Genomic DNA, 16,934 nt, shown 5'->3' on the forward strand with positions numbered 1-16,934 from the left:
ACCGGCCAGAGCCAGGACACCGGCGACCACCACGGCCACCGGGCACTCAGACCTGCCCACACCCACACTGACCTGCCGCTATTTACGCGTCAGAGTTTCACTCTCTGGACGGCATGCCACAGTCGCGGCATGCGCGGTGCGGACGGAGTGGTGGACGAGGGTGTCCCGGCACAGTCGGGGACGGGTGCGGAGGGGGCCGGGGCCGAGGGTGGCGCAGCGGTGGTGGGGTGTTGCGCTGGGCGGGGTGTTCCCGGCGCGGTTCTCGGAGCGGGGTGGCGCTATGAGGAGCCGGTGGCGTGCCGTTGTCCGGTCTGCGAGGGGGAGTTGCACGCGCTGCGCAGGCCGTACGAGTCGCAGGGGCGGGTGTACCGGTACGCCGCGCTGGTCTGTCCTGGCTGCCCCACCGCGTTCAGCCTCGCTGACCTGGGGGTGAAGACGTACGACCAGCTCACGGCCGCGTCTTCGGCAGCCGTGTCCGTCCAGCCGGGGCCCTGCCCGAGTGGTCCCGGGGGCAATGTGACCGCGATCCGTGTACCCGGGCAGTTCTCCGGGGCGACGCGCGGGGGACATCCTCCGGCGTGGCCGGACGACCTGGCCGTGCCGGAGCAGGCCGAGCCTCGTGTCCTGTTGTGGTGCAAGGTGACCGATCCGGCGTGGCGCCCGGCCGAGGAGGCGGTCGCGGCGGCCGACGATGTGCGGGTGATTCTGCCCGAGGGCCCGGGGTACGACGCGTCGCGGACGTGGCTCACGGAGCGCGGTGTCCCGTACCGGGTCGGCCGCTACTGGGAAGAGGCCGAAGGGATCGGCACGGTCAATGAGTTGGGCGGCCGTACGGATCTGGTCGTGGCCGGTCCGGGTGGCGCTGTCCCGACGGCGGGTCCCTGGGCGGTGGCGGCCCGGGACGCCTTCGCCGCGCAGTGGGACGCGTTGGAGGAGTTGCCGGAGGACGGACGGGGACGCCTACGTACCCGTGGAGAAGCTGGTGCCCGCCGAGTGGGCCGCGCTGCTGCCGCATCCGTCGTTCAACCCGGCCCAGGCGACTGCCGTTCCCGTCGTACGGGAGGGCACCGGGCATCTGGTGGTGGTGGCGCCCACCGGCGCGGGCAAGACCCCGATCGGTATGGTCGCGGTGCTGGACGCGCACGCCCGGGGCAAGAAGGCCGCCTGGCTGGTGCCGCAGCGCTCGCTCACCGACGAACTCCACCGGGAGCTCCAGTTGTGGCGGAGCCGGGGGCTGCGCGTGGTGCGCCTGACCGGTGAGGCCGCCGTGGACACCGAGCCGACCCGGGCGGCCGATGTGTGGGTGGCGACGACGGAGAAGTTCGAGGCGATCTGCCGGGCGGGATCGCTGCGCGACGCGCTCGCCGAGGTCGGCTGCCTGGTCGTCGACGAGATCCATCTCCTCGGCGATCCGGTCCGTGGCGCCGTACTGGAAGCGTTGCTCGCCCGCGTGCGGGAGGACGGTACGGGCGCACGGATCGTCGGGCTGTCGGCGACGGTCGCCAACGCGGACGAGGTGGCCGAGTGGCTGAGGGCCCGCCTGTTCCGCACCGCCTGGCGGCCCACCCGGCTGACCTGGCAGCTGCCCGTCCTGCCGGCGGCGGACGAGGCGGACTGGGCGGCGCGGGCAGCCGTCCGCACCGAGGCCGCCGTACGGATCGCCCGCGGGGTCGGTGCGGACGGCGGCAGTGTGCTGGTCTTCTGCGGCAGCAAGCGCCGGGTGCGGGCCACCGCGCTGGCGCTCGCCGCCGACCGTGGTGTGCCGACCGCGGGCGTGGACGCGGACGACGTCGAAGTCGTCGAGCGGCTGTGCACCAAGGCCGGGGTGCGGCTGCACTACCGGGACTGGCCCTACAAGCGGGAGGCCGAGCAGGCCTTCCGTACCCGTGAGGCGGACGTCCTGGTCGCCACCTCCACCGTCGCCGCCGGGGTCAGCCTCCCTGCCCGGGCCGTGATCGTCGCCGACACCACCATCGGTCTGGACCGCATCGAGGTGTCCATGGTCCAGCAGATGTTCGGGCGGGCCGGGCGGATCGGTGCCGGGGAGCGCGAGGGCTGGGCGTTCCTGCTCGCCGACCCGGCGGAACGGGCGCACTGGCAGGCCCGGCCGGCCGCCGGATACACGGTACGGTCGCGGCTGGGCGACCATCTGCCCGGCCACCTTCTTGCCGAGGTCGTCCAGGAACGGGTGACCGGTGTCGAGGAGGCGGAGCGGTGGTGGGTGGGGACACTGGCCGCGCACCAGGGACACGCCGGTGTCGAGCCCCTGCGCGAGGCGGCGCCGTTCCTCACCACGTCGGGCTGTCTGCGCGCCACAGCCGACGAGGGCCGCTGGGGGACGCGTCCGCTGGGCAGGCTGACCGGCCGCTTCATGGTGGACGCCTTCACCGCCGACGAACTGGCCACCGCGGTACGGGAGTCCCCGGTACCTGAGGACGCCTTCACCGCCGAGCGGTCCCTGGCGGCCCTGCTCAGCACCCACCTCCCGGTGCTGGAACAGGCACCGTTCACCGACCGGGCCCGCACGGCGCTGCGTCGCGTCCTGCGCGAGGCGGAGCAGGAGCACGAGGAGCCGGAGGAGAACGGGGAGCCCGCGGAGGGCGAGCCGAAGCCGGAGGCCGGAGACATCGCCCGGGCGGTCCTGCATCTCGTCGCCGACCGCCCGACCCTCTTCCGCGGCCGTCCTGGCTACGTCCTCGGTATCCCCGTCGACTCCATGGCCGGCATCCTGGAGGAGGCCCAGCGCTACCTGGCCTGGCTCGGCGTGCAGGGCCCCCTCGGCACGGTCCACCCGTGGGTGGCCGTGGTCGCCGGTGACCTGGCCCAGCGCATCCGTTGGCGCACGCTCGGGCCGGGAAGAGGGGCGGGACGCCTGTTGTGGATGTGCGAGCGGATGGCCACCGCCCCGCTCGCACCCGACCTCGTGCCCCGGATGCGGCGCGCGGCCCGTGCCCGTGGCGTCGACGCCCCGAATGGGGTGGGGCGGCCCCGCCGAACGGCTGCGCCCTGACCCCGGACCGCTACCGCTCGCTGCTAGCGGAGCGCGCCACCGGCGTCCCCCTGGACCTGCGGGAGGACCGGGTCCGGGTGATGGCCCCGCCCGGTTCGGTGGTCCGGCTGTGGAGCGGTGCGACCACCACCCTGGACAGCGGCGACGGTGAGGAGACCACCCTGCTCCTGCCGCCCGACGACCCGTCGGACAACCCGGCGGGCAACAGCGGGGCGGCCGTCTTCACCAGGGGTGGTGACCGGCTGGGGACGGTGTGGCTCGGGGCGTACGCGGCGATCCGCCGCTGAGTCGGCCGCAGGGTGGGTCCCTACGGCGGCGACCGCCCGGTAGGGAGCGTGAAGCGGGCGCACGGTAGCACAAGAGGCATGGGCGGAGGAGCGGCTCACACGCACCGGTTGGGGTGCGGCAGACTGGGGCGGGTCCGCTGGTACACCTCCGCCCGGACGTGTATCCAGCCGAAACAGGGGAGAAGGGAAGCCCACAGCTCCGTGAGTGAAGAGTTCGACGCCCCGGTACCCCAGGTCCCGGCCCCCGTCGACGAGGGCGCGTTCGGTATCGACGCGTTCTCCCTCGACGACCGGCTGCGGCTGTTCCACTTCGCCGCCGCCGAGAAGCGCCACGAGTACCTGTGGCTGCTGCGGGCCTTCGATCGCGGACGTGCCAACTACCAGGTGCTGCTGCACACTTCGGACGCGGTGGGTCTGCTGGAGCGGCTCGCCGCCGACCATCCGGCCGCCGGTGCCGTGGGCGGGGCGGCCGGTGTGCAGCCGCTGCTCGACGTGCTCGCGGAGTGGCAGGTCCTGGACCGGTCGTACGACGGGACCCGCGCCGCGAATCTCGCCGAGTACCGCAACCGGCACTACGTGTACCAGTTCACCCAAGCCGGGTACCGGGCGTACCGGGCGGTGGAGGACGTGCTCGGCGCGAGCCTGGAGGACGCCCAGCTCTCCCGACTCGTCTTCCCCGACATCCTCGGCGACCTGCGCGCGCTGGCCGATGCCAACACCGCGGGAGACGGCGAGGAGGTGTACCGCAAGCTCGGCCGGCTCGACTCCGTGCTGAACGAGATGGCGCAGCGTGCCGCTCGTTTCTACCTCATGCTGGGCGACCTGGCGCGCACCAACGACACCCGGCCCGAGGTGTTCCTCGCCCACAAGGACGCGCTCCTCTCGCACATGCGGGAGTTCACCGCCGAGCTCGGGCGCTACGCCCCGCTGCTCGCCGAGGCGGTGGAGAAGGCCGCGGCCACCGGTGTGGACCGGATGATCGAGTACGCGGCCGAGGCCGACGAGCGGCTCTTCCGCAGCCCCGGCGAGCGCTTGGCGGACTGGCGGCACCGGTGGGACGGCATCGTCCACTGGTTCGCGGAGCGCGAGCACAGCGAGACCGAGCGGCTGCAGGACGCCACCGTCACCGCGATCCGCTCCGTCCTCGCCCTGCTGCGCCGCGTCACCGAGGCGCGCCGGGGCGGGGTGAGCCGGGAGAGCCAACTGCGCCATCTCGCCCAGTGGTTCACCTCCTGCGAGAGCGACGAGGACGCGCACGCCCTGTTCCAGGCGGTGTTCGGGCTCGGCGCGCCGCGTCACGTCGCCGTCCCGTACGCCGACCCCGAGCGGATCCCGTCCCGTACGTCCTGGTGGGAGGCCGAACCGGTCGAACTCGCCCGCACCCTGGTCCAGTCCGGCCGCACCCCCGCCCTGCACGGCCCCGGCCGCATCGAACGCGACGACGAGCGGCGGGCGCTGCTGCGCGCCGAGCAGCTCAAGGAGCAGGCCGAGCGCCGCGGTGCCGCGAACTCCCTCGCCTCGGACGGCGTGTACGGCCGGACCCTCGACGAGCCCGAGACGCGCGCTCTGCTCGCCCTCCTGGACGTGGCCCTCGCCGCCCGTGTCCCCGCCAGCCGTCGGGTCACCGCGGCCTCCGGCTCCGTACACGGGGTACGGCTCACGCTCACCCCCGCTGAGGGCTCCACCACCGTCGACACCGTGCGCGGCCGCCTCCACCTCGACGGGCTGCGCCTGGAGGTCACCGCATGAGCGAGGTCGTCGTATGAGCCGCGTCGCCGAGGGCGTCTCCCTGCTCGAACTCGCCGACTACCAGAAGGCGGTACGGCTCGTCCTGCGGCACCCGCTGGTCACGCCCGGGTACCCGGACAAGGCCGCGCTGGCGACCGTGCGCCGCTGGGCCGACCAGCTGCGCACGGACCTGATGGACGTGCTCGGCTACCGGCTCGTCACCACTGCCGGCACCGCCCGGCTCCAGCGCGCCCAGGACGGCCTGGACGCCACCCGCCCGGCCCTCACCCGCGCGGGACGCCCCTTCGACCGCCGGCGCTACGCCTACCTCGTCCTCACCCTCGCGGCCCTGGGCCGCCACGGCGCACAGGTGGCGCTGGGGGAACTGGCCGACGCGGTCGCCGCCGACGCCGTACGCATCGACGGACTCGGCCTCGACACCGCCCGCAAACCCGACCGGGACGCCTTCGTCGACGCCGTCACCTGGCTCACCGAACGCGGCGCGCTCACCCTCGCCGACGGCTCCGCCACCGCCTGGGCCGGCGACCCCGAGCGCGCCGAGGCCCTGTACGACATCGACCGGGAGATCCTCCTCGCCGTCCACCACCCGACCCGGGTTCTGCAGCACCTGACCTCCGTCACCGCGCTGCTGGACACCTCCGGCGCGCTGGGCCTGTCCGCCGGACGTGCCGCCCAGCGCCGCGACCAGGCACGCCGGGCCCGCCGCCTGGTGCTGGAGAACCCGGTCGCTTACTACGCCGACGCCGACAGCGAACTCCTGGGCCAGTTGCGGGCCCCCGCCCTCGCCGAGGACCTGGAGCGGCTGACCGGGCTGACGGTGGAGCGGCGGGCCGAGGGTGTGGCGCTCGTCGACACCTCCGGCAGACTGTCCGACATCCGTTTCCCCGGTGGCGGTACCGTTGCGCAGGCCGCGCTGCTGCTGGCCGCGCGGATCAGTGCCGCCGTGCAGCGTTCCGGACGGCACGCCCTCGAACTGCTGCCCGCGCCCACCGCCGCCGAACGCCTCGCGGCGCGCGCCCGGCGTATCGACGCGGCTCAGCCGTCGCGCCGGCTGGTCACCGAACTTGCCGAACTCGCGCTACCCGACGAGGAGCCGGCGTACGAGGTACCCGGCGCCGAGGGGCAGGAGCCGGGCGAGATCCGGTACCCCTTCGTCACCGACTCCTGGCTGCGGGGCAGGCTCAAGGAGATCACCGCCGAGTACGGCGCGGGCTTCGCCGCCGATCTGCGCGGCGATCCGGACCGGCTGCTCGGCCAGGCCCTCGACCTGCTGGCCGCCATGTCCGTCATCGTCCGGGTCGACGGCGGAGCTCTCGCGCTGCCCCTGCTTGCCCGGTACCGCGGGGTCACCGCTCGGGTGAAGACCCGTACGGCAGCACAACCACCCGCTCAGACCGCCCTGTTCGCCGCCGACACCGCCGCCGACACCAGCGAGGACCCGACTCCGTGAGCACCCCCGCTCCCACCCGCTCAGCCCGGTTCATCCCCACTCGCGCCGGAATCATCAACCTCTGGGACTACCGGGACGAGGAGTTCCTCTTCGCGGGTGGCTGGCTGGTGCTGCGCGGCCCCAACGGATCGGGCAAGACGAAGGCCCTCGAAGTCCTCTTCCCCTTCGTGCTCGACGGCCGTATCGATCCCAAGCGGCTGAACCCGTTCGCCGCCGAGGACCGGACGATGAAGTCCAACCTGCTCTTCCGCGGGCAGGACAGCGCGCTCGGCTATGTGTGGATCGAGTTCACCCACCGGGAGACGGGCGAGGCCGTCACCTGCGGCATCGGGCTGCACGCCCAGCGGCACCGGGACACGCCCGCCCGCTGGCACTTCATCGCGGAGGGCCGCGTCGGCGAGGACTTCTCCCTCCTCACCGACGACGACCGGCCGATGACGAAGAAGCAACTCGCGGCCGAACTCGGACGCGAGCTGATCGCCTCCACGTCCGACTACCGCGCGGCCGTCGACCAGCGTCTGTTCGGCCTCGGCCCGGAGCGGTACGAGCAACTGCTCACCCTGATCCTCACCCTGCGCCGTCCGCAGCTCGCCAAGAACCTCGACCCGGCCAAGCTCTCCGACACCCTTACCGCCGGTCTGCGCCCGCTCGACGACGACCTGATCGCCGAGGCGGCCCGCTCCTTCGACGACATGGAGTCCGTGCAGCGCACGTTGGAGGGGCTGGCCGCCGCCGACGACGCCACCCGTGTCTTCCTCGCGAGCTACTCCACCTACCTGCGGGTGCACGCCCGCGCCGCCGCGGACCGGCTGACCGCCCGCCGTACCGAGACCGCCGAGCGCGCCGCCGCGCTGCGTGCCGCCACCGCGGACCTGGCGGAGGCACGCGAGCGGCGGGCCGCTGCCGAGACGCGTGCCGAGTCCGCCGATGCGGCGCTCGCTGCCCAGCGTGCCCGTCTCGACCAGCTGCGCTCCTCCGCCGCCTACCAGGCCGTCGAGCAACTGGCCGACCTGGAACGCCTGGTACGCACCTGCGAGCAAACCGCCCGGCAGGCGAGCGCCGAACGCGAACGCCGCAGTGTCGCCACCGGCCGCGCCCGCGCCGAGGCCGAGCACGCCGCCCGGCTCGCCGCCGAACTCGACGCCGCCGTCTCCCGGGACGCCGCCGCCGTCGCCGACCACGCCCGCACCGCGGGCCTGCCCTGGACCCCGCCCGACGCCGAGCCCGCCCACCTCACCGAACGCTCTGCCGCACTCGCCGCCGCCCGTCACGAGGGCGTCCGGGCCGTGCGTGCCGCCCAGCAGACGGTACGCGGCGCCGAGCAGACCCGTGACCTCGCCAGGGTCTCGCTCGACCGTGCGCAGGAGGCCGTCGCCGCGGCCGAAACCGCCGAAACCGCCGCCGAATCGGGCCTTGAGTCCGCCCGCGAACAGGCCCGTACGGCACTCGGCCAGTGGACGCGGACGCATGGCGAGCTCCTGTCCGAGGAGGGGCGCGGGCGGCTCACCGAAACCCTCGAACTCACCGGCGAGGCCGAGGCCGTCACGCTCGCCGACACCTTCACCGAGGCCACCGCCCCCGCCGTACAGGAACTGCGCGACATCCTCGCCGCCCTGCGCGCCCGGCGCACCGACGTCGAGCGCCGCCGCGCCGAGACGGAGGCCGAACGCGACCGGATCGCCGCCGAGCACGACGACGCCCCGCCCCCGGCCCGTGGCCGCACCGCCGAGAGGGCACCCGGCGACGGAGTTCCGCTGTGGCGTCTCGTCGACTTCGACGACGGACTGACGGACCGTCAACGGGCGGACCTGGAAGCCGCCCTGGAGGCTTCCGGCCTCCTCGACGCCCTGGTCACCGCCGAGGAAACCCCTGTGCCGGCCGGGCACAGCGAGGGCTACCTCCGGGTCGGCGTCCCGGTGAGCGGACCCAGCCTCGCAGACCTCCTGCGCCCCGAGGTCCCCGGGACCGGCGGCGCGATCCCGACCGCCGCCCGGATCACCGCCGTGCTGCGCTCGGTCGCCGTCACCGGCGACCTCGACACGGGAATCCCCCAGATCGTCCCCGACGGCCGGTACGCGGCCGGTGTCCTGGTCGGCGCCCACACCAAGGAGCACGCCGAGTACGTCGGCGCCGGCGCCCGCGCCCGGCGGCGAGCCGCCCGGATCGCGGCCTGCGAGACACTGCTGGCCGAACTCTCCAGCCAGCTCGACGAGTTGGGGCGCGCGCAGGCCCGTACGGACGCCGCCCTCGACGCGTACGCCGCCGCCCGCGCCGCCCTTCCCCGCAGCACCGGCATCACGCAGGCGCTGCGTGAACTCGACCGGGCCGCGGCCAGGCTGCGCGCTACCCGCGACGCTGCCGACTCCGCTCAGGGCGCGTACGACGAGTCGGTGGCCGCCTGCTCGGTCGCCGAGCGCGCCCTGCGCCGCACCGCCGCCGAGCACGCCATCGAGACCGAACACGTCGACGCCGTCGAGACCGCCACCCGCGCCTTCGAGACGGCGGTCCGCGAACTCGCCGCCCGCCGCCGCGAACACGCCCGCCAGACCGAGGCCTCACAGGCAGCCGCCGAACGGCTCACCGCCGCCGCCGAGGACGAGGAGGCCGCGGCGGACACCGAGCGCGCCGCGCGCCGCCGGCACACCGAGGAGGCCGCGGGACTCGAGGCTCTCCAAGACGCCGTCGGAGCCGAGGCACAGGAGGTGATGCGCCAGGTCCAGGAGACCGAGGACGGCATCGACGCCCTGGTGGTGGAGGCCGAGGCGGCCCGCACCGCCCAGCACGGCGCGATCGCGGGCACCGCAGCGGCCGAGGCCCGCCGTACGGCCGCCGCCGAGGCCGGAGCGGTCGCCGCGGCGGAGGAGAAGGACACCGCCCGCTCCCTGCGCCCGTACGCCGCCCGGGAACTCCTCGACATCCTGCGCTGCCCGCCCGGCCTCGCCTGGCCCGGCCAGGAGGCCGACTGGGCCGGCGAGACGCTTCCGCCTGCCGTGGCCGCCGTACACGAGGCGATCCTCGCCGCGACCCGCGACCTCACCCCCACCGAGACCAGCCTCAAGCAGTCCGTCACCCGGCTCACCAAGGCCCTGGAGGACCTCCAGGCGCAGCTCGCCGCCGCCGGACAGGACTACCGGCCCGAATGGGACGGCTCCGACGGGGTCATCCTCGTCCGCGTGGCCGACGAGGAGGGCCCGCTGCCGGTGGCGGCCTTCGCGCACAAGATCTCCGCACACCGCCGTGACCAGGCCGAACTGCTCTCCGAGTCCGAGCAGCGCATCCTGGAGGACGCCCTGCTCACCCGGCTCGCCCAGCAGATCCACGACCGCACGGTCGACGCCCGCGACCTGATCCGGCGGATGAACACCGACATGCGCCGGCGCACGATGTCCTCGGGGACGACGGTCGGGGTGAGCTGGCTGCTCGCCGACCATCTAGACGACGAGCAGCGCGCCGTCTGCGGCCTCCTCGACGCCGACGCCGCCCGCCTCGGCCCGGAGGGGCTGGCCCGGGTGCGTGTCCACTTCGCCGCGCAGATCAAGACCGCCCGCGCCCGTCACCGCGACCAGCCCTACCGCGAACTGCTCGCCGAGGTCCTCGACTACCGGCGCTGGCGGCAGTTCGCCTTCCAGCTCGTACGCCCGGACAAGAGCGAGGAGCGGCTCACCCGCGCCCGGCACAGCCGTCTGTCCGGCGGTGAGCAGTCCGTGTCACTGCACCTGCCGCTGTTCGCCGCCGCGCACGCCATGCTCAACTCCGCCCACCCGTACGCCCCGCGTCTGCTGGCCCTGGACGAGGCCTTCGCCGGCGTGGACGACACCGGGCGCGGTGAACTCATGTCGCTGGCCGCACAGTTCGACCTCGACCTGTTCATGACCGGCTACGACCTGTGGGCCGCCCACGCCTCCGTGTCCGCCGCCGCCCACTACGACCTCGCGCACAGCGCAGTCGACCACACCGTCTCCGCGCTGCTGCTCGTTTGGGACGGCACTCGGCTCCTCGCCGACGACACCGGCGACCTCACCACCGCCCTCGGCTCGCCCGGCACCCGGCGCGTCCCGACGCCGGAGGAGGCCCCGGTTGCCGGCTGAGCGTGAGCCGTCGGCGTACGACGAGCTGCGGGGCGAGGGATGGACGCGGCTGCTCGCCGCCGCCCGCCGCAGACTGGAGCGGACCGGCGGCGCGCTCGACGGCGACATCGGGCTGACGGGGCCCAGCGAGGCCGAGCGCCGCACGGTCATCGGCATCACCGGCCGCTACCGGCCCGAGACCGCCAAGCGTCTCGCCGTACCCCTGCGCGATCTCGACACGTATCTGTACGACCGCTGCGGCACCGGTCTCCTGACGACCCTCGGCCTTCTCCACGGCCCGTTGCGCGACCGGCCCGCCGAACGGGCCGACGAGGAAACGCGCCGTGACCAGGCCCTGAAGTCCGCTCACTCCAGCCGACTTGCCGGGCAGGTATGGTTCGCCGCCTGGCTGGAGCGGATCGCAGCCGATGGCACCCTCACCCGTCTCGTACGCCGGGGGGACGCACCGCTCCTCGACGCGGCGGTGCGTGTCCTGGAGAGACTCGTCGGCGAATCGGTTCCCGGGGCCTTGGCCGGTGTCCTGCCGCTTCCCGTCCTCGCCGAGTGGGCCACCGGCGACACCAAGGCCCTTGTTCCCGGCACCCCGCTCGAACAGCTCGTCCTGCGCGCCCTCGCCCGGCGTGCAGGCGACGGCCGCGCCGTACCGCGCGCGCGGGCGGGGCGGCGCGCCCTGTGGGAGAGCGCCGGAGCCATCGCGGACGACCTCGCCAGCCAGGTACTCGTCCTCAATGTCGGGGCCGAGGGCGACACCGTCGTCTGCGACTGGCTGCGGGACGCCGCCGGCTTCGGCATCCCCTTCCGGCTCACCCTCCACCAGCTCGCCACCGACCCCGTCGTCCCCTCCGCCCGCGCCATCTACATCTGCGAGAACCCGGCCGTCCTGCGCGCCGCCGCAGGCGAACTCCAGGAAACGGCCGCCGCCCTCGTGTGCACCGAGGGCGTTCCGTCCGCCGCCTGCCACAAACTGCTCGGCGACGCCGTACGCGCGGGAGCCCGGCTGCACTGGCGCGCCGACTTCGACTGGGCCGGCCTGCGCATCACCACGGACGCGGTGGCCCGCCACGGAGCCCGTCCCTGGCGGATGACAGCCGCCGACTACACCGCGGCGCTCGGCGAGGGCGAGTCCACACCGCTCGCGGGACCGCCCGCGACCAGCCCCTGGGATCCCGGACTGGCCCGTGCCATGCGGGAGTCGGGCAGCGCGGTCATGGAGGAACGCCTCCTGCCCGCACTGCTGTCCGACCTGACCCGGCCGGAGTCCTCTCAGTGAGTGCCGGCTTCCGGCTCCGGTCGGGGGAGCTCGTCGAGGTCAAGGGTGAAGGTGCGGCCGTCGGCCAGCGGGACGGGGAGCTTGCCGGTGCCGTACGCGCGCTTGAGCGCCGTGCTGTAGCCGTTCGCGGTGGGCTCGGTGTGCAGGACGACTTCCTGGGCGTAGGGGTCCACGATCAGGTAGATCGGGATGCTGTAGCGCCCGTACTTGGCGGTGCAGTCGTCGTAGTCCTTGCGGGCGGAGGAGGTGGAGACGACCTCGGAGATCAGCAGGACGTCCTCGAAGCTGTAGCGCTTGCCCTCCTTGCGCGCGTCCTCGCGCAGGATCGCCAGGTCGGGGGCGGAGTTCTCGTCGGCGGGGAAGTCGATGTAGACGTCCGAGGGTGTCTTCGCGTGCCGTCCGAGCGACAGGATCGTGTCGTACTGCATCGACTTGATCGTGCTGGAGTGCTCTTCGCTCTGCGGCGTCATGATGATCTTTCCGTCGGCGCCGAAGAAGACCACGTATCCTTCGGGGAACTCGGTGTGCACGATCGCGTCGACACTCATGGACAGTGCTCCTTCCCGTGTGTCGTCATGATACGGCCGATGGCGCCGTCCCATGGGTGGACTCCTGTGGTGTGCGAGCAGGCCGCAGGGGCGGAACCGTCCGCACGGGGGCGCTGTGGTGCAGGGTGCGTGAGCAGGGCCCGTAGTTGTTCGGATCCAACAGATCCCGTGGGGGGGTGCCCCTATCTGTTTGGTCAAGCCGGGTGAGGATGGGTCGGCATGACGGATCGGGATCGGCTGGATCGGACCGCGGTGCACTATGCGGCTGCCGGCGGGGACGTGGATGGCCTGAGGGCGCTGCTGGCTGAGGGCGCTGACCCGGGAGCTGTCGATGCCGAGGGTTGGACTCCGCTGCATTTTGCTGCCCAGGCGCAAGCTTCCTCGGTCGTCGAAGTGTTGCTGGCCGCGGGGGCGGCGGTCGATGTCGTCGACCGTCATGGCAACACGTCGTTGTGGAGGGCGGTGTTCTGTTCGCGCGGCGAAGGCGGGACGATTCGGCTCCTTCTGGAAGCCGGTGCTGACCCTGACCGGGACAACGCTCATGGCCTGAGCCCGAGGGTGCTGGCGGGACGGATCGCCAACTATGACGTGGCTGCTCACTTTCCGGGCGGGGACGGGACTTCCTCCCAGAGGCCGTCTGTCGTGGCTGGCTGGGGTTCGTAGAAGGTGCCGTCGCGGAGCATGGCGAAAAGGACGTCGGCCCGTCGTCGGGCGAGACAGAGCAGGGCTTGGGTGTGGTGCTTGCCCTGGGCGATCTTCTTGTCGTAGTAGGCCCGGGATGCCGGGTCGCTCAGGGCGGCGAACGCGGAGAGGAAGAAGGCCCGTTTGAGCTGCTTGTTTCCTCGTCGGGAGGGTTGTTCGCCGCGGATCGAGGAACCCGAGCTCCGGGTCGCGGGGGCGAGACCAGCGTAGGCGGCGAGGTGGCCAGCGGTCGGGAATTCGTGGTGCGTGACACGTGGTCGGCGTCCTGCTCGGCCCGTGAGGTGCAGTTGTGGCGTACGAAGGGCATCTCGTCGTCGACCACCTGGAACTCGCTCCTACGGCCGCCGCCTGACCACCACCGACCTCACCGCGAACGTCGCGATCACCGGCACCGGCAAGCCCAACCGCACGGCCCGCAAGGACGGCCGTACGACGACCACCGCCTACAGCCCCGCCAGCGGCTTCCCCACCAAGCTCACCGAGACGTCCCCGCCAGCCACCGCAGGCGCCGCTTCGACGGCGCAGTCCACGGTGACGGAGTTCGAGGCACTGCGTGGCCGGCCGTCCGCCCAGCTCGACCCCAACGGCAAGCGCGCCGAGTTCACCTATGACGCGCTCGGCCGTTCCAGCAGGATCTGGCTGCCCGACCGGCGCACCAGCCAGACCCCGAACTACGCGTTCGACTACCTCACCGACGAGGGCAAGCCGGTCGCGATCCGCACCCGCACCCTCGACAACAACGGCGGGCAGCGCACCTCGTACGTCATCTACGACGGCTTTCTGCGCGAGCGTCAGACCCAGGAACCGGGCCCGGACGGCGGCCGTGTCCTCACGGACGTCTTCTACGACGAGCGTGGTCTGACGACGAAGACGTTCGCGCCGTACTACAACGACCAGTCCGCTCCGAACCGCGCCTTGTTCAAGCCGGCCGACGCGCTCACCGTGGAGACCCGGACCCGGCACACCTACGACGGGCTCGGCCGGGAGACCGAGACCCGGGACATCGCCGGCAACGGTGACGGCGGCACCGTTCTCGATATCACCAGGAAGATCTACGGCGGTGACCGCACCACGGTGATCCCGCCGGAGGGGGCCACCGCCACCACCGCGATCGCCAACGCGCGCGGCCTGGTCACGGAACTGCGCCGGCACCACGCCCGCAGCGCCGAGGCCGCCTACGACGTCACCAAGTACGGTTACACGGCCAGGGGGCAGCTGGAGAAGGTCACCGATCCGGCCGGCAACACCTGGCGCTACGAGTACGACCAGCGTGGCCGTGAGACCCGGATGGACGACCCCGACCGGGGCACCACGATCCGCACCTACGACGACCGCGGACTGCTCACCACCACGAAGGACGCCCGCGGCACCGTCCTCGCGCACGTCTACGACGGCCTCGACCGCCAGACCGAGCTGCGCGAGGGGTCCACGACGGGCACACTCCGCGCGAAGTGGACGTACGACACGGTCAGTGGCGCCAAGGGCCTGCTCGCCGAGTCCACGCGCTACGTCGACGGCGCCGCCTACAGCACGAAGATCACCCAGTACGACCGTCTCTACCGGCCGACGCGGACCGCGGTGGTCGTCCCCGAGAAGGAGGGGGCCCTCGCCGGCACCTACCAGACCGGCACCTCCTACCTGCCCTCCGGGCTGGTCAAGGGCGTGAGCTACTCCGCGGCCGGTTCCCTCCCGGGCGGCGGCTACTCGTACACCTACGAGCCGGACACCCTGCGGCCCGTCTCACTTCTGGGTGACGGCTTCAAGTCGGAGACGAACTACTCCAAGACCGGCAAGCCGCTCCAGTACAAGATGTACGGCACGGCCGTCGGCGCCAAGCCGGTCCAGGTGACCAACACCTACGAGTGGGGCACCCAGCGCCTGGCCACCTCACGGGTGGACCGGCAGGGCGTGGCCGGAGTCGACCGGTACGACACCTACCACTACGACCAGGCGGGCAACGTCCTGTCCGTCTCGGACACCTCCCGCTCCGGCACCGACAACCAGTGCTTCGGCTACGACCACCTCCAGCGGCTGACCGAGGCATGGACGCAGGGCGACAAGACCTGCGCCGACGCCCCATCCGGCACCGCGGTGGGTGGCCCGGCTCCGTACTGGCAGTCCTTCACCTACGACAAGACCGGCAACCGCCTCACCGAAACCCTGCACGACCCCTCGGGGGACAGCGGCAAGGACACCGAGCGGACCTACCACTATCCGGCGCCGGGCAGCGCCCAGCCGCACACCCTGACGTCGGTCACCACCCGCCGCCCTGGCGGCACCACCGAGCAGTCGTACGACTACGACGAGATCGGCGACACCACCGAACGGGGGGACCAGAAGCTCGACTGGGACGCCGAAGGCCACCTGGCCAAGGTCACCGAGTTGGGGAAGAACACCGAGTACCTCTACGACGCCGACGGAAGCCGGCTGATCAGCCGCACCGACTCGGCAGCCACGCTCTACCTCGGCCACACCGAGGTCACCCTCACCAAGGGGGCCGACAAGGCGAAGGCGACCCGCTACACCCCGCTGGGCGGCGGCCACCAGGCCGTCAGGTCCGACGACGGCAGCGTCACCTTCGCCCTCGCCGACCACCAGGGCACCGGTCAACTCGCGGTCGACGCGGCCACCCAGCGGCTGACCCAGCGCCGCACCCAGCCCTTCGGAGGGCTCCGGGGCACGCCACCGACGGCCTGGGCCGGCAGCAAGGGCTTCGTCGGTGGCACGGACGACACCGCCGACACCGGCCTGACCCACCTAGGCGCCCGCGAGTACGACCCCACCACGGGCCGATTCCTCAGCGTCGACCCGGTGATGGACCTCACCGATCCGCAGCAGCTGAACGGCTACGCCTACGCCGAGAACTCGCCGGTCACCTACAGCGACTCCACCGGCCAGTGGAAGTGGTGGGACAAGGTCACCAACAAGGTCAGCAAGGCGGCGAGCGGCTTCAAGAACGGCGTCGTCGACGGCTACTACGACCTCGCCGAGGGCTTCTACTCGTTCACCGACACCATGGGCTGGACCTCAGGCAACGCCCAGAAGATCAGGGACGACCGCGCCGGCAAGGGCCTCGTCAGCGTCTACAAGACCGTCCGGGGCCCGGACCAGGGCGGCGCCTGGTACAACATCTCGTACTGGATCGGCAAGTTCCTCGTCCCCTTCATGCCGGGCGCCGGCGGGGTCGGCGTGGAAGCCAAGGCGGTGTCGAAGTCCGGCACGGTCGCGAGAGTGGTACGGGGCGCGCTCGGCAGACTGTTCTCGGGCGCGGCCAGAAAAGTGGAACAGCCCAAGGTCGCCGAGAGGCTCGCCGTTCGGGTGCCTCGCGTCGCCACACCCAAGTCCCTTTTGGACGACGGGCTCCCGACGTCGGGCGGAGCCACGAGAACGAATGCGGCCTATCGCGGCGACGGTGAAGTGGCTTTTCATGGACACGGCAGCTACCACAGCTCGAACGGGACGGTGCGGATTCCGGAAGGAACGGCACTGGCGTTCTACGGACCGCATGGAAAGCCCATCACTGATCTTCACGGCCTCCGGATCACCGGACCCGGTGGACCCGGTATGGAGCCCTCGGAAATCGCCTGGCCGGGGGATGAGATTCCGAATTACACGCTGGCGCCGCTAGGTGAAGGATTCACCTTCCGTCACGGTTCGACTGTGGTCGATGAAAGGACTCAGCTCAGTGATCTGCTGACGGAGGATATGGGCATGTGCCACTGGGCCGCCTGTCGCAGTGTGAGAGGATAAGTCAGTCGGTGGCTGGTTTCGGGTGGCTTCGGTCTGTGGCTGGAGCCACCCTCTTCTTCTGAACAAGCAATTGGGGTACG

The 16,934-nt window shown here is 72.4% G+C and carries 8 protein-coding genes and 2 pseudogenes; 8 read left to right on the forward strand and 2 right to left on the reverse strand.

The genetic code is table 11. The features are described from left to right. The first annotated feature begins 970 nt into the window (after positions 1 to 970). The 6 genes from ACIRPX_RS31740 (at position 971) to ACIRPX_RS31765 (ending at position 11,854) form a co-directional block, all read left to right on the forward strand. Positions 971 to 3,010 (forward strand): DEAD/DEAH box helicase, encoded by a 2,040-nt coding sequence (locus ACIRPX_RS31740; RefSeq protein ID WP_404201683.1) that lies wholly within the window; start codon positions 971 to 973, stop codon positions 3,008 to 3,010. Positions 3,011 to 3,087: 77 nt separating this feature from the next. Then, the gene (locus tag ACIRPX_RS31745) at positions 3,088 to 3,297 is read left to right on the forward strand and encodes a hypothetical protein (RefSeq protein WP_404201685.1); all 210 of its coding nucleotides are present in this window, start codon (positions 3,088 to 3,090) and stop codon (positions 3,295 to 3,297) included. Between the two features lie 201 nt (positions 3,298 to 3,498). Further along, a complete protein-coding gene (locus tag ACIRPX_RS31750) occupies positions 3,499 to 5,046 on the forward strand; it encodes a TIGR02677 family protein (protein ID WP_404201686.1) in 1,548 nt (515 codons plus the stop codon). 13 nt (positions 5,047 to 5,059) lie between these two features. Beyond that, positions 5,060 to 6,496 (forward strand): TIGR02678 family protein, encoded by a 1,437-nt coding sequence (locus tag ACIRPX_RS31755; protein WP_404201688.1) that lies wholly within the window; start codon positions 5,060 to 5,062, stop codon positions 6,494 to 6,496. Then, complete coding sequence (locus tag ACIRPX_RS31760; protein WP_404201690.1) at positions 6,493 to 10,584, forward strand: TIGR02680 family protein; 4,092 nt, start codon at positions 6,493 to 6,495, stop codon at positions 10,582 to 10,584. The genes ACIRPX_RS31755 and ACIRPX_RS31760 overlap by 4 nt, the downstream gene beginning before the upstream one ends. After that, positions 10,574 to 11,854 carry a TIGR02679 family protein gene (locus ACIRPX_RS31765; RefSeq protein ID WP_404201692.1) on the forward strand — a complete coding sequence of 427 codons (1,281 nt, stop codon included), beginning with the start codon at positions 10,574 to 10,576 and terminating at the stop codon, positions 11,852 to 11,854. The genes ACIRPX_RS31760 and ACIRPX_RS31765 overlap by 11 nt, the downstream gene beginning before the upstream one ends. Here ACIRPX_RS31765 and ACIRPX_RS31770 read toward each other — a convergent pair. Next, positions 11,848 to 12,402 carry a Uma2 family endonuclease gene (locus ACIRPX_RS31770; RefSeq protein ID WP_404201694.1) on the reverse strand — a complete coding sequence of 185 codons (555 nt, stop codon included), beginning with the start codon at positions 12,400 to 12,402 and terminating at the stop codon, positions 11,848 to 11,850. The two genes, ACIRPX_RS31765 and ACIRPX_RS31770, sit on opposite strands and share 7 nt — an antisense overlap. Positions 12,403 to 12,621: 219 nt before the next feature. Here ACIRPX_RS31770 and ACIRPX_RS31775 point away from each other — a divergent pair, with 219 nt between their 5' ends. Next, positions 12,622 to 13,065, forward strand: a complete 444-nt coding sequence (locus tag ACIRPX_RS31775; RefSeq protein ID WP_404201696.1) for an ankyrin repeat domain-containing protein — start codon at positions 12,622 to 12,624, stop codon at positions 13,063 to 13,065. Here the strand turns inward: ACIRPX_RS31775 and ACIRPX_RS31780 are convergent. After that, positions 12,999 to 13,340 (reverse strand): annotated as a pseudogene (locus ACIRPX_RS31780) (transposase); the annotation flags it as partial. The gene ACIRPX_RS31775 and the pseudogene ACIRPX_RS31780 overlap by 67 nt on opposite strands. A 97-nt stretch (positions 13,341 to 13,437) precedes the next feature. Here ACIRPX_RS31780 and ACIRPX_RS31785 point away from each other — a divergent pair. Beyond that, positions 13,438 to 16,854: pseudogene (locus ACIRPX_RS31785) on the forward strand (RHS repeat domain-containing protein); the annotation flags it as partial. Between the last annotated feature and the right edge of the window lie 80 nt (positions 16,855 to 16,934).

This window comes from Streptomyces sp. NPDC101225, assembly GCF_044767585.1.
GTDB lineage: Bacteria > Actinomycetota > Actinomycetes > Streptomycetales > Streptomycetaceae > Streptomyces.

Excerpts from the sequence above, each read along its gene's own strand:
- ACIRPX_RS31755 (WP_404201688.1), top strand. The coding sequence starts at position 5,060 with ATGAGCCGCGTCGCCGAGGGCGTCTCCCTGCTCGAACTCGCCGACTAC.
- ACIRPX_RS31775 (WP_404201696.1), top strand. The coding sequence starts at position 12,622 with ATGACGGATCGGGATCGGCTGGATCGGACCGCGGTGCACTATGCGGCT.
- ACIRPX_RS31770 (WP_404201694.1), bottom strand. The coding sequence starts at position 12,402 with ATGAGTGTCGACGCGATCGTGCACACCGAGTTCCCCGAAGGATACGTG.